Here is a 13,307-nt window from a genome sequence, read left to right as displayed (position 1 = left end):
TGTTATTTTCATAATTTTTGTTTTATGATAGGAATGGAAATTATTATATTGAAAGAGGTGCAGCAATGAGTCATTATGATTTCAGCAAACAAATTAGTCGGCAAAATACCGCCTCAGTGAAATGGGATCGGAACGATATCGTCTTTGGAACATCTGATGTTCTACCAATGTGGGTTGCGGATATGGACTTTGCGCCACCAGAAGAGGTCACAGCAGCATTGAAGGACCGACTTGAGCATGGCATTTACGGATACACCTATGTACCTGACACGGCGACAGAAGCGATGCAAGCATGGCTTTCAAAGCGGCATCACTGGAATATTCAGCCTTCATGGGTCCTCTATAGCCCAGGGGTTGTGCCAACGATCGGAATGGCTGTTCAAACGTTGACCAAGCCTGGTGATAAGGTCTTACTTCAATCGCCAGTATACGCACCCTTTTTCAGTATGATTGAAAAAAATAACCGGGTCGTAGTGAATTCTCCGTTATCATTAGTGAATGGGAAATATGAAATTGATTTTGCTGATTTTGAGGAAAAGCTAAAAGAGGGTGTAAAGCTATTCCTTCTATGTAACCCTCATAACCCAGGTGGGCGTGTTTGGAGTGAAGAAGAGCTTCGAAAAATAGCCGATCTATGTATCCAATACGATTGTCTCATCCTCTCAGATGAAATCCATTCGGACTTAGTTTTCAAGCCGAACCGACATATCCCTGTGGCTTCCTTAGAGGAAAACTATCAGGACCATATTGTCACCTGTGTGGCACCAAGTAAAACCTTTAATTTAGCGGGCCTACAGGCTTCGGCCATCATCATTCCAAATCAGTCGATCCGCGAGGCCTTTAAAGAGACTCAAAATCGGCTTAGTATTAATAGCTTAAACACCTTTGGGGTGGTTGGTTTAGAAGCTGCTTATCGTTACGGGGAGCAATGGTTAGAAGAACTGCTTGATTATTTAGAGGAAAGCACCCATATCGCCATTGATTATATTGAGAAGGAGATCCCTGATCTAACTGTCATGAAACCGGACGGTACGTACCTCCTATGGATCGACTGCCGAAAGCTCGGCTTGTCAGATGCGGAAATAAGGGACAAACTACTTAAGAAAGGAAAGCTTGGTCTTGAACCTGGCCCTAAATATGGTCCTGGTGGAGAAGGCTTCGTGAGAATGAACATCGCCTGTACGAGAGATATGCTGCTTGATGGGTTAGAGCGGCTAAAGCTAGCATTTACGTAAAAAAAATCTTATGAAAAATGGGAGCAGTGATCCTTCAAAAGGAAGTTGCTCCCTTTTTCATGGAAGCTTCATTTCGCTATATTTCTTTCATAAGTGTTGAGCTGCATGGAAATTCGTCATATACTAGATGATAATGAGAATCAATAATAATGGCTCTTTTCTCAAACATTGTTGCTTTTGAACAAAAAATTATTAGACAATACAGTTGTTTATGCTGTCTATCTGTTTGAACCAACGGAGAAAAGTGCGACTCAAACTATGCGTATCGCACGCCTAGTATGAAACGGAATGGCCGGTATTAAGGACATTCCAGAACCACAATCCGTGCGAAAACAGCCATAATAATTAAGAGTTAGGAAGATGTCTCTTGGAAATATATGATGTAACCATTATTGGCGGCGGGCCAGCAGGATTATACGCAGCATTTTATAGTGGATTAAGAGAAATGAAAGTTAAAATCATCGAGGCACAGCCCTATTTTGGCGGAAAAATGCAGCTCTATCCTGATAAAGTCGTCTGGGATGTTGGCGGTCAGCCACCAACCTTAGCATGTAAGCTAATTGATCAAATTGTTCGCCAAGGATTAACATTTAATCCTACTATTGCTCTGAATGAGAAAATCACATGTATCGAGAAACGAGATGACTTGTTTATTGCTCATTCTCAGAAGGAAGCTCATTACTCAAAGGCAATTATCTTGGCAATCGGTGGAGGTATTTTTTCCCCACAAAGATTAGAAATATTTGAAAATCACCTTGAAAATGTCCACTACACCTTAAAGCCACCTAGCTACTATAAGGGGAAGAATATTATTATTTCTGGAAAGGGTTCTTCTGTATTCGATTGGGCCATTGCTTTAGCTGAAGTAGCCAGTACGGTGACAGTCATTATTTCAGAGGATAAGGAAAAAATCAATGCTGCCGTATATCAGCAGCTCATGGATCTTTCTGTATGCATTCTTGAACATACAACGATTTCGGAGCTAGAAATAAACAATGATCAGCGGATTACTGCGATAAAATGCGAGGATTTGAAATCAAAAGAAAGCAGGAGTATTTCTACGGATGAGGTACTCATTAATTTAGGCTATAATCGAGATTTCACATTATTAAGCAACAGCCAGCTTCCCATTCAAACCGTAGAAAACAGCTATGTTGAAGGCCAGCCAAATGGGGTAACCTCGGTTCCAGGTTTATTTGCAATCGGAGATATTATTAAACATAATGCAAAAATAAATATGATCACCGGTGCCTTTCAAGATGCAGCCAATACCGTCAACATGGTGAAGCAGTTTGTCGACCCGAGTGCACGGAAAACAGCGATGGTCTCTACCCATAATTCCGTCTTTAAAGAACGTAACAAAGAAATTCGAAGAACATTAGACTGATTCAAACAAACATGATTCTATTTATCTTTGGAGCAAGAGATTTCGACTTTGAGAAATCTCTTGCTCCAAGTTATTATTTAGATCGATCCCGACCAAGTGGGACGATAAGCGGCGTATGGGTGACGGGATCATCGATGACTTTGCACTGTAGACCAAATACCTCTTCGATCAGTTCTTCGGTGACAATGTCGAATGGATTACCTTGGGCGATAACCTTCCCCGCTTTCATAGCGATTAAATGGGTGGCATAGCGAGCAGCATGGTTTAAATCATGGAGTACAGCCACTAAGGTATTCCCTTGCTCATTAAGGTCTTTAAATAATTCAAGCAGATCAATTTGGTGCGCGATATCTAAATATGTTGTCGGCTCATCCAAAAGAAGCAAGGGGGTTTGTTGGGCAAGCAGCATCGCGACCCAGACTCGTTGTCGTTGACCTCCAGAAAGCTCATCTACATAGCGGTTGGCAAGATCGGTGGTATTGGTCAGCTTCAGCGCCGTTACAACGGCCTGTTCATCCGACTCCGTCCATTGCTGAATGAGGTTTTGATATGGATAACGTCCATGGGCCACCAAATTGGCGACCGTGATTCCATCTGGGGCAGTCGATGATTGCGGCAGAAGACCAAGCCTTTTCGCCACTTCCTTGGATTTGTATTTGCTAATTTTCTTTCCGTCCAATAATATATGACCTGTTGTAGGTTTGATTAAATTGGAAAGGGTGCGCAAAAGAGTCGATTTTCCGCATGCATTAGGACCGATAATAACCGTAAAGGAACGGACAGGTATCTCAATCGATAGATTCTTGGAAATGACTCGTTGATCGTATTGAATGGTAACATCTTCCGCTCTTAGGCTCGAATGGATAGAAGAATTCGCTTGGCTTTGAATATCTGCTTTTGTTATGGCCATAATCAATGAAAACCTCTTTCAAGAAAATCTATAGAATCAAAGGTACTTTTCTCAAACATTGTTGCTTACATACCGCCTTATATGTATGCGTTCATTAAGTTATTCATACTGAATAAAATCCATTCACACACACATATATAAGGCTGGAATCAACACGATATTTTAACACAATATTTATACAGTAGAACGTGCTTGGTGAAACAATAACCAAACTAAATATAATCCTCCAAGGGATAAGGTTAGCACCCCTACAGGAAGAATCATTCCGGGAATCATTCTCTGGGCCAGAACATCCGCACTTAATAGAACAAACGCACCGACAGCCGCCGTTGGAGCTAGGCTTTCTGCCGTATTTGTAAAACGAAGAGCAATTTGCGGTGCCGCTAATGCCACGAAGGTCACCGGTCCCATAATTGCTGTCGCAACTGCTGTTAAAGCCACAGCAATCAGAATCAGCAAAAATTGGGTCCGCTCGAAATGGACACCATGGGACTTGGACGCATCCTTCCCCAGTTCCATCTCACGAAGAGGTCGATTCATGATCACTGCCAAAATAAGCAGGACAAGCACCAACAAAATTCCAGGAAGCACATGGTACCAATCGATTCCATTTAAAGATCCCACTCCCCATGCACCTGCTGTTAATGCAACCTCCGCTTTACTTTGAAGAAGCAGCATTGAATTGATACTGCCTAAAACCGTCGAAATGGCAATCCCAACAATAATTAAGCGGAAGCCCTGTGTCCCATTACGAAAAGCAAATAAATAAATAATAATTGCTGTGGCAAATCCGCCGATGAGCGAACCAAATGCAATCGTCGTAAAGGACATCGACTTGATTACGAGCATCACAACTAAGGCTCCGGTATACGAGCCTGAAGTAAAGCCCAGAATGTCAGGTGATCCTAATGGATTTCGGGTAATCGATTGAAAAATCGCTCCACTTATCGCCAAACCCGCCCCAAAAACAATAGCAGCTATTACCCGAGGCAAACGCCAATCGATAACAACTGTCCGTTTTAAACCTGTCAATTCACCTGAAAACGCGGAAAAAACTTCGACTATACTTAATTTAAGGGTTCCAACCATGAGGGAAAACAGGCCAAGGGCTAGTACAGCAGCGAGAAAAATCGCAGTAACACTCATACTTCTTACATCTAAGCGGAGCTTAACTGGTCCTTTTAGATGTATATATTTTCGCCCAAAATCAATTCGATCCACGAGAAACACTCCTTTCTTTTCCCTGCATCATAAACTACTCGCTTTTCGTCTCCGTACAAGGATAAGAAGAATGGGAGCACCGACAAACCCTGTGATAATACCGACTGGAACCTCTGCTGGAGACATAACAACCCTTCCAATAATATCAGATAGAAGTAGGATCAACGGTGCAACAACGACGGAATAGAGAAAAATCCATGGTTGATCGGGACCGACAAACCATCTCACACAATGAGGAACCATTAACCCAATAAAAACAATTGGGCCCGCAATCGCTGTTGCCCCACCCGCTAATAGCGTCACGGCAATAAGGCCAAGGATTCGCATCCTATTCACGTTCACCCCTAGAGAGGAGGCGCGGTCGTCCCCAAATGCAATCGCATTTAACGCTGGTGCGATTGCTAGGGCCACGATAAGGCCTATGACGAGAAAAGGAAGTATTGGCCAAAGATCCTCCAGACCTTTTCTTGCAATCGAACCGATTCTCCAGTTCAGCATTCCCGCAAACGCTCGGCTATTTATTAAAGATAAAGCAGTAGTTATTCCGTTCAATGCCGCCGCCATCGCCACTCCAGCAAGAACAATTTGTTCAGGAGACGGGGATTTCTTGCCTGCGCCACCACCAATGAAATATATTGCTATAGTTGCAACGAATGCACCAACAAGAGCAAACCAGATATAACTTGTTATCGATGTAATAGAAAAAACACCCACTGCCAATGCAACAGCAAAGGCTGCCCCAGCATTCACGCCAAGAATGCCAGGGTCAGCCAGTGGATTCCGTGTCAAAGCCTGGATCACAGCTCCTGCTAGTCCAAAAGCTGGTCCAACCGCAAGAGCGATGATGGTCCGAGGGATACGGGACTCATGAATAATCGTATAGTCATAGCTATTAGCAGAAGAAAACAGAGCTTCCCAAACGACGCTAAAGGAAAGTGGCTTCGCTCCGACCATGAGGCTTAGAAAGACAGCCGCCAGCAAAAGGAACAGGGCAATGACTAATCCTATCATCCGTTGCAACCTTAAGGCAGTAATTGGCTTCATTTTCTTTTCAACTACTTTTTCAGATTCGCCTTTTGGCTGCTTACTTGCTGTCACTAGTTTCACTCCCCGCCTTCCAAGGCTTTGTTAAACATAGGTGGCAATTGTTCAATGGCCCATAAAACGGCCGGTGCTGTACCTGCTGAGAAGGCATTTGCATAATCGCCATCAATAATCATCGATCTGCCATCAGCAACGGAAGGAATTTTTTGATAAAGGGCATTGCCAGTTACTTCTTTTGTATCAACCCAAATCGGTAAAATAACAGTAAAGTCAGCATCTAAAAGCTCTAATTGCTCGTCAGCTACCTTAATATAGAAATCACCTTTTGCCTGTTTTTCAATTTCTTCTTTATTTTTGAATCCCAGCTTAGTCATAAAATCCACACGGGAGTCACCGGTTACATACGCTCCCCAACCTTCAGATGTATAAGCACCTACTGCAACCGTCTTGTCAGCAAATTGTGGGTATTCTTCTCTTGCTTTTTCAAAAGCAGTGTCAACATCCTTCAATAACTGCTCACCCTCTGCTTCCTTACCAAGGGCTTTCGCAATCATTTGTACTTGCTGTTGATAAGAGGTCAAATAACTATCGCCACCTTCTGGAACACCAATGGTTGTGGCAATTTCAGAGAGACGATTATAACGCTCTTGATCACCCGAAGATCGAACATCGAGGATTAGGTCTGGCTCAAGGGAAGCAATTTGCTCATAATCAAGTTCCATCGTTCCAAGGATGGTAGGAGCAGTCTTATAGGCTCCTTTTAACCAAGGACCGACACCTTCACCACCAAAAGCAAGCCAGTCACTAGCACCAACTGGTTCTCCTCCAAGAGCTAAAACAGTTTCTGCATCTCCCCAGCCAAGGGCAACAATACGTTTTGGCTCTTCCTTAATCTCTATATTACCGAATTTCGTTTCAATTGTTCTACTAGTAAAGTTATTTGTTTCGGGATCTGATTTCGTCTTAGACTCTTTGCTTGTATCAGAACCGCATCCAACTAATCCTATTACTACGAGCATAACCATAAAAAAGCTCATCCATTTAGTTAAGCTTAAGCCTTTCCTCATAATTTATGTATTCTCCTCTCAACGTCTCAGACAAATAATAAGATAATGATAATGATTATCATTATCTTACATTATGGACACCTTAACCAATTTTGTCAACCACATCTTATCAGGGAGATCAAAACAGAATAGGAGCATTGTATCCATTATCTTCCCAAAAAAAAGAGCATTAACACTTACTATTTTTTACCTTCAACCATAAAAAAACACCCCTCAAAGTAATGTTAATAACATCTACTTTAAGGGGTACCGTTCATCACACTCTAGGGGCCTCTTTGTTCTGATCTCGCTGTTGTAATATCTTCTCCTCAAGTGCTTTCGTCTTTTCTTCATCCTTTTTGGATTTCTTGACGATGAACCGCATCGTCAAAATCGCTGCGATCAAAAAGATGGAAAATGAAATTGCAGCAGGAATGTATTCTGTCTTATCCTCTGGAAAATATAGAAAAAGCTGTAACACCGTCCAATGGAACATAGGATTCTTCCTTTCCGTCGCTCTCTATTGAACTATTATAGCAATCAATTTTCAACATCTCCAGCTTTTAAACCTTGCCTAGCTAAACTTTGTTTTGTTTCTTCTTCCGCCTTATGCGTATGGGTTCACTAAGTTGCTTGTATCAAGCAAAACACGTTCACCCATACACATAAGGCTAAACTCAATAAGCTACTTCAAAACTTTAATCTTCTTAATCACGACATCCTCGAATGGTTTTCCTTTTGAATCCACATCCACACTGGCAATGTTATCGACAACATCCATTCCTTCAACAACCTGTCCAAATACCGTGTGAACTTTGTCAAGCCAAGGGGTTCCGCCCTTCGCCTTGTAAGCTTCAATAATCTTCTTAGGATATTTTAATTTCTCCATATCCTTAACCTGGCTCTCATCAACAGAACTGCGCTGCACGATGAAAAATTGACTGCCATTTGTGTTTTGAGTGCCTAGGTTAGCCATCGACAATGCTCCACGAATATTATAGAGCTCGTCCGAAAATTCATCCTCAAAAAAATCTCCATAGATGCTTTCTCCGCCCGCACCTGTTCCTAGCGGGTCACCCCCCTGAATCATAAAGTCATTCATGACACGGTGGAAGGTAACACCTTCATAATAGCCTTCTTCACTATGGGTAATAAAGTTTTCAACGGCCTTTGGCGCCTGCTTTTCAAAAAGCTTGATTTTTATCCTCCCCATCGATGTTTCCATCTCGACTAATCTCTCCCCTTCTTGCACCTCTGAGGTGAGCTGTGGAAGAGAAAGCTCATCTTTATTTTCAACCGTATCTCCCCCTTTTTTCAATAAATAAAAATAGGTGGAGAAAATTAGAATGGCTGCAACGACCATAATCCAAATCTGGTATTTTTTCAATATCTCTTACCTCCTGATTACATCCTCTTTGTTTTTCGACTAAAATGATCCATAATTATCATAAGATATTCTTTAAGCATTTGGAAAGGAGCTTTATCAATGAGTGAATTAAAAATTGGCGATTATGTGACGGCCTTTTATAAAACAGGGAAATATATCGGAGAAATCACGGATATCCGTGGGGAAAATTATTTAGTGAGGGTATTAGCAGTCGCTAAGCATCCCATGCAGGGAGACATCCATACGGGAAAGGATGCAGACGTCCCTTTTTTCCATGAAAGACGAGCATTAGCCTATCGAGAACAAGCCAATATGCCAAGAAAAATGGTGAAGCCTTTTGAAGGTGAAGTCCCTGATTACAAGGCCTCATTACGGGAAGCGGTAGACAAACTTAAAAGCGAATTAACAGCGGACCCTTCCCTTTGGGCCGAAAAAAGCTTAAGAAATATAGAAATATTAGAACAAGATTACTTTAAATAAGCCAAATCGCAAATAGGGATTTGGCTTATTATACAAAAATATTAAAGAGCTTTGAGAAATCTACCCGATCTCCTATTGTCGTAGGTTCGTGCTGCTTTAAGTATTTTTTGTCCTTTTCAACGAGGTTGAATATATGAAAGGTTGTAAGGGCATCATCTAATGCACGGTGATGCTTCCCAACACCTTCTTTTCCATATTCCTGAACGGCCTTCCACAAACCTGTCTGGTTCTGATCTCCAAAAAAACGTTTATATTCCATGGACAGATCGATCTCTTGCCCCTTAATCGGAAATGTGTATCCCCCTTTGTGACAATTATTTCGAAGCACCTTCATATCCATATTTCCCCATGTCACCACAGTATTTTTTCTAGCGTTTGCGTTGATCTCTTTTAGTTTGCTTACTAGCTCAGCAAAGGGGATGCCTGAATCAACCTGCTTCTGCGAAATATTGAGAAATGCTTTACATCGGTCCGACAAAATGGGAAAGTGAACAGGTGTAACATAGGAGGAGTACTTCTCAGCAATCTGATGATCGCGGACTACTACGATCCCAACCTCGATAATTTCAGGGAAAAAACCCCGATAAATCACACTTTTCTCAGGCATTGTAAATTCAAAATCGATGAATAAATGCTGCTCCACTATCCTTTTCACCTCCTCCAGCCTTATTTACTCATTATAACACTTTTGAGCCTAATTTTTTCATTTTTCTGTTAAAAGGATAGCTGATATTTCGGAAAAAATATTACTCAAACCTGAGGGTAAATGTTCTATAATGTTCATATCTAGTGAGGAAAAAGGGGTGAACGTTATGCGGATGTTCACTGGGTATTTTTTTATCGTTATATTGATTCCGATCTTCATCTTTCTCCTGATGTTTGCTTCTACAGAGACTGAAAAGGTTCAGAGCTTACATATCGTTTTAGATAAGAAGATTCATATAGAAAAAACGAATTTATCTCAATCAAGCTATGTGAAGGATCGCCAGGGACAGATCATATCGGAAATTCATCAACCAATAAATCGAATCTTCGTAAGTTCCGACAAAATTCCAGACTTTATTGAAAAGCTCTTTGTTTTGTCAGAGGATCGGAATTTTTTTGAACACCCGGGCTTTGACCTTACCGCAATGGGAAGAGCATTGGCTGTTAATATCAAGGCCAGTGGGATCGAGGAAGGAGCCAGCACCATTACACAGCAGCTGGCACGAAACCTTTATTTGTCCCATGAACAATCCTATAATCGGAAGCTAAGCGAAATTTTGTATGCCTACCAGCTGGAGCGGACCTATACGAAGGATGAGATATTAGAGCTTTACTTAAATACTGTCTATTTCCAAAATCGGGCCTACGGAATTGAGGCCGCTGCGAACACCTACTTTCAAAAAGGCGTTGGACAATTATCCAATGCGGAACTGGTCTTTCTCTCTGCCATCCCGAACAATCCGTCCCTTTATAATCCGCTCAAGCATTTCGACCAAACGAAGGCGAGACAGGAGAGATTAATAGATTTGGCACAGGAAGAGGGTCTGATTAATTTCGAGGAAGCTGAGGAGATGAAGGGAGAACCAATCCAGCTTTCCGTCAAAAAAAGAATCGATCGGTATCCAGACTATGTGACCTATGTTGAAGCAGAATTGAAGGATCTGATCGCCACAACGGATGGATACCAATCTAAAATGGCTGCAGCGGATGAGACAAAGAAGGAAGAGCTAGAAAAAGAGCTCAATAACCGAGTCAGTGAAGTTATGGCCACGGGAGTGATCATTGAAACAGCACTCAATCCAGCCATCCAGGAAAAAGCCGTAACGACAGTGAAACGACAGCTTCCCTATCAGGATATTGAAGGGGCCGTTTCCGTCATCGATCACGAAAGCCACGAAATCATCGCCCTTGTCGGTGGAAAAAATTATCAAAAATACGATTTTAATCGAGCCTATCAAGCCTTTCGCCAGCCAGGCTCGGCTATCAAGCCATTGCTTGTCTATGCTCCCTATATCAACCGAACAAATGCCTCTTTGACTGAAAAAATCTCGGCTGACAATTTTTGTTCAAAGGGATATTGTCCGAAAAATTATGGGGGTGGAACATACGGAGTGGTGACGCTTGAGCAGGCGTTAGTTCGTTCCTATAATACACCTGCGGTCCGTCTACTTCAGAAAAATGGAATTGAGAACTCGTTCAATGATTTGGCAAAATTTCAATTTAAAAAAGTGACAGAAGAGGATCAGCGACTGCCTTCTGCGATTGGCGGATTCACACATGGAATGACGCCCCTTGAAATGACAAATGCCTATACGGTTTTTGCGAATGGAGGAAGCTACCAGCCAGCGAGAGCGATCAAGCAGGTGACCGATTTAAGCGGAAAGGTGCTTTACAAGTGGGAGGATCAGCCTGTACAGATTTGGAATGGCGCAACCATTACCAAAATGAGAACAGTTTTAAACAAGGTCGTGACCTCTGGGACTGGGAGAAAAGCCAATTTTCAAAGCTCTTACATTGGCGGTAAAACAGGAACAACGAATGATTACAATGATTTCTGGTTCATTGGCTTAACCGATAAGGTGACAGCGGGCGTTTGGATCGGAAAGGATAAGCCCTCCAGCATTAAATATGTCGAATCTACTGCCCCCCATCAAAAAATCTGGAAGGAAATTGTTTCGGGAATTCAATAGACAGGAAGAAGCCCCTCAAAAATTTTGAGGGGCTTCTTCCATTATTGATTCGATTAGATTTGTACGGTTTCCTTTTTACCCCGCATCGCCATGGGGATGTAGACACAATATGGTTCGCTTTCAAGATAATCCCCCGTTACTGCATAGGTTCTTGAACGGGAGCCTCCACAGACAAAGCGGTATTCACAAACTCCACATTTTCCCTTATAAAGATCTGGATTTCGTAGCTCTTTTAAGACAGGGGACTCGCGGTAAATTTCCTTTAATGGTTTATCTCGCACATTACCTACATTAATTGGAAGAAGTCCGCTTGGAAGCACATCCCCCACATGAGAGATAAAAATAAAGCCATTGCCATCATTGACTCCTTTGGGAGCTCGCTTTAGTCCATCAACCATGGAAGCATGATCGGTCGTAATGGAGTCCTCATAACGAATATCGGAACCTTCAATTTTGTGCTCCCTCATTTTTTGCTGTAGCACGACGCGACGATAATGCTGGGCTGCTGTTGTCTTAATATCATATGGGGCTGTTTTGCTTAGCTCATAGAGCCATCTGAACACCTTCTCATGCTCAGCTGGCGAAATGCAAGCATCCTCCTGCCCACGGCCTGTTGGCACAAGAAGAAAAATGTACCACATAATCGCCTTTAGTTCCTTGACAAGCTCAGCCATTTGCTCAAGATGATCATAGTTATAACGGGAAATAACGGTATTGATTTGGAGCGGCATATCCAATTCATTTAAGTACTTAATTTTTTCAAGTGTCAGCTCAAAGGAACCTGGCGTTCCGCGAAAATGGTCATGAATTTCTGGTGTTGGACCATCTAAGCTAAAGCCCCATCTTGATAGACCGACATTCTTTGCCCGCTCCATTCTTTCCTTCGTAACATTCGCTGTCGCACTTGGGGTCATTGAAACACGCATCCCTTTTTTCACTGCATATTCCGCAAGATCAAAAAGATCCTCCCTCATCATGCAGTCTCCGCCTGTAAATACAAGCATCGGGTTATTCATTTCATAGATTTGGTCAATCAGCTGCAGACCCTCTTCGTGAGTAAGTTCCCGCGGATCTGGCTTTGTTTGCGCATCTGCTCTACAATGAACACATTTCAGCTGACATGCCCGCGTTACCTCCCAGATTGCAATGAAAGGGTTTTCGTTATAATCGATCATCTTTCCTATTCCATGTGGATGTCCTTTTCCGTGCACTCTATTCACCTTTTTCTATAATACTTTATATTACATTATAGAAATTATAAATAAGGATCCGCAGTTACTTTTGTCACTCAAAAAATGAAAAAAGGATGACAAAATCATCCTCTTCCATCCACTTAGATTGGTAAGCTTGCAATGATGCTATTATAAACCTTGACTGCTAAATAAAAGACCCCTGTAAGCAAGGAGGACCAAACCACGACCTGAAAAAAAATCACGCCAATCACCCCTGCGAAGGACATCGACGAGCTGATCTTAAAGACAAAGTAGATAAAATAGACGACGGTGGCGCTAACAAAAATAGCCCCAATCCCCAAAAAGCTATATAAGCTTAATAGCGATACCGCCCCGCCCATAAAATAAATAATGGAGCCCGAGCGAATTTGTTTTAGATTTTCCCCTTCTGAATCCTTAGAAAAAAAGAGGAGAGACAGTTCATTGATGGTGTCCGCAATTAATTTTAAGGCGGCAAACACCATGAAGAACAATACGAGAAGTAAAGCAATTAATGCTAATTTAATACCACCATCTGAAAAGAACTCTTTCATCCCCGAATAGATCCCCGCATTTTTCAACAGCTCGATCAGACTCATTTCAACTCGAATGGATAGGGATAGGCTAAATAATAGGATCGATAAAAGCGGAAAATAGCTTGTTAAATATGTATTTTTCATGTTCCTGCTCCAATTTACCTGATTAAGAAAG

At 42.0% G+C, this 13,307-nt stretch carries 13 protein-coding genes; 4 read left to right on the top strand and 9 right to left on the bottom strand.

The window, feature by feature from the left end:
* The first annotated feature begins 65 nt into the window (after positions 1 to 65).
* Both J2S07_RS08075 and J2S07_RS08070 read left to right on the top strand, forming a co-directional pair.
* Positions 66 to 1,235: a MalY/PatB family protein gene (locus J2S07_RS08075; protein ID WP_307149911.1), complete on the top strand. Its 1,170-nt coding sequence runs from the start codon at positions 66 to 68 to the stop codon at positions 1,233 to 1,235.
* Positions 1,236 to 1,602: 367 nt separating this feature from the next.
* Positions 1,603 to 2,622, top strand: a complete 1,020-nt coding sequence (locus J2S07_RS08070) for an NAD(P)/FAD-dependent oxidoreductase (protein ID WP_307149910.1) — start codon at positions 1,603 to 1,605, stop codon at positions 2,620 to 2,622.
* A 73-nt stretch (positions 2,623 to 2,695) separates the two neighbouring features.
* Here J2S07_RS08070 and J2S07_RS08065 read toward each other — a convergent pair whose 3' ends face one another.
* From J2S07_RS08065 to J2S07_RS08040, 6 genes are all read right to left on the bottom strand, one after another.
* A complete protein-coding gene (locus tag J2S07_RS08065; protein WP_307149909.1) occupies positions 2,696 to 3,532 on the bottom strand; it encodes an ABC transporter ATP-binding protein in 837 nt (278 codons plus the stop codon).
* Between the two features lie 174 nt (positions 3,533 to 3,706).
* Entirely contained in the window at positions 3,707 to 4,753 is a 1,047-nt protein-coding gene (locus J2S07_RS08060; protein WP_307149908.1) for a FecCD family ABC transporter permease, read from the bottom strand.
* Between the two features lie 27 nt (positions 4,754 to 4,780).
* Positions 4,781 to 5,851 (bottom strand): FecCD family ABC transporter permease, encoded by a 1,071-nt coding sequence (locus J2S07_RS08055; protein ID WP_307149907.1) that lies wholly within the window; start codon positions 5,849 to 5,851, stop codon positions 4,781 to 4,783.
* Between the two features lie 5 nt (positions 5,852 to 5,856).
* The gene (locus J2S07_RS08050; RefSeq protein WP_307149906.1) at positions 5,857 to 6,864 is read right to left on the bottom strand and encodes an iron-siderophore ABC transporter substrate-binding protein; all 1,008 of its coding nucleotides are present in this window, start codon (positions 6,862 to 6,864) and stop codon (positions 5,857 to 5,859) included.
* 256 nt (positions 6,865 to 7,120) lie between these two features.
* Complete coding sequence (locus J2S07_RS08045) at positions 7,121 to 7,339, bottom strand: hypothetical protein (protein ID WP_307149905.1); 219 nt, start codon at positions 7,337 to 7,339, stop codon at positions 7,121 to 7,123.
* Positions 7,340 to 7,528: 189 nt separating this feature from the next.
* The gene (locus J2S07_RS08040; protein WP_370872800.1) at positions 7,529 to 8,230 is read right to left on the bottom strand and encodes a peptidylprolyl isomerase; all 702 of its coding nucleotides are present in this window, start codon (positions 8,228 to 8,230) and stop codon (positions 7,529 to 7,531) included.
* Between the two features lie 99 nt (positions 8,231 to 8,329).
* Between J2S07_RS08040 and kapB the strand changes: the two genes are divergently transcribed.
* Complete coding sequence (gene kapB, locus J2S07_RS08035) at positions 8,330 to 8,710, top strand: kinase-associated lipoprotein KapB (protein ID WP_307149904.1); 381 nt, start codon at positions 8,330 to 8,332, stop codon at positions 8,708 to 8,710.
* A 28-nt stretch (positions 8,711 to 8,738) separates the two neighbouring features.
* On the opposite strand, the gene kapD is transcribed toward kapB, so the two are convergent.
* The gene (kapD, locus tag J2S07_RS08030) at positions 8,739 to 9,353 is read right to left on the bottom strand and encodes a 3'-5' exonuclease KapD (protein ID WP_370872799.1); all 615 of its coding nucleotides are present in this window, start codon (positions 9,351 to 9,353) and stop codon (positions 8,739 to 8,741) included.
* Between the two features lie 169 nt (positions 9,354 to 9,522).
* On the opposite strand from kapD, the gene J2S07_RS08025 reads away from it, so the two are divergent.
* Positions 9,523 to 11,385, top strand: a complete 1,863-nt coding sequence (locus tag J2S07_RS08025; protein ID WP_307149903.1) for a transglycosylase domain-containing protein — start codon at positions 9,523 to 9,525, stop codon at positions 11,383 to 11,385.
* Positions 11,386 to 11,438: 53 nt separating this feature from the next.
* Here the strand turns inward: J2S07_RS08025 and J2S07_RS08020 are convergent, their stop codons facing one another.
* A complete protein-coding gene (locus J2S07_RS08020) occupies positions 11,439 to 12,560 on the bottom strand; it encodes a TIGR04053 family radical SAM/SPASM domain-containing protein (protein WP_307150018.1) in 1,122 nt (373 codons plus the stop codon).
* Between the two features lie 158 nt (positions 12,561 to 12,718).
* Positions 12,719 to 13,276, bottom strand: a complete 558-nt coding sequence (locus J2S07_RS08015; protein WP_307149902.1) for a YufK family protein — start codon at positions 13,274 to 13,276, stop codon at positions 12,719 to 12,721.
* Positions 13,277 to 13,307: the final 31 nt, after the last annotated feature.

It is taken from the genome of Anoxybacillus andreesenii (assembly GCF_030813005.1).
Taxonomy (GTDB): Bacteria; Bacillota; Bacilli; order Bacillales; family Cytobacillaceae; genus Robertmurraya; species Robertmurraya andreesenii.
Note: the sequence above shows the minus strand (reverse complement) of the source record. Positions and strands in the feature narration are given on the sequence as shown.

Bases quoted from the DNA above. Each gene is read 5' to 3' on its own strand.
- J2S07_RS08020 (WP_307150018.1), bottom strand. From the start codon at position 12,560: ATGATCGATTATAACGAAAACCCTTTCATTGCAATCTGGGAGGTAACG.
- J2S07_RS08025 (WP_307149903.1), top strand. From the start codon at position 9,523: ATGCGGATGTTCACTGGGTATTTTTTTATCGTTATATTGATTCCGATC.
- J2S07_RS08075 (WP_307149911.1), top strand. From the start codon at position 66: ATGAGTCATTATGATTTCAGCAAACAAATTAGTCGGCAAAATACCGCC.
- J2S07_RS08015 (WP_307149902.1), bottom strand. From the start codon at position 13,276: ATGAAAAATACATATTTAACAAGCTATTTTCCGCTTTTATCGATCCTA.
- J2S07_RS08045 (WP_307149905.1), bottom strand. From the start codon at position 7,339: ATGTTCCATTGGACGGTGTTACAGCTTTTTCTATATTTTCCAGAGGAT.
- J2S07_RS08065 (WP_307149909.1), bottom strand. From the start codon at position 3,532: ATGGCCATAACAAAAGCAGATATTCAAAGCCAAGCGAATTCTTCTATC.
- kapB (WP_307149904.1), top strand. From the start codon at position 8,330: ATGAGTGAATTAAAAATTGGCGATTATGTGACGGCCTTTTATAAAACA.
- J2S07_RS08050 (WP_307149906.1), bottom strand. From the start codon at position 6,864: ATGAGGAAAGGCTTAAGCTTAACTAAATGGATGAGCTTTTTTATGGTT.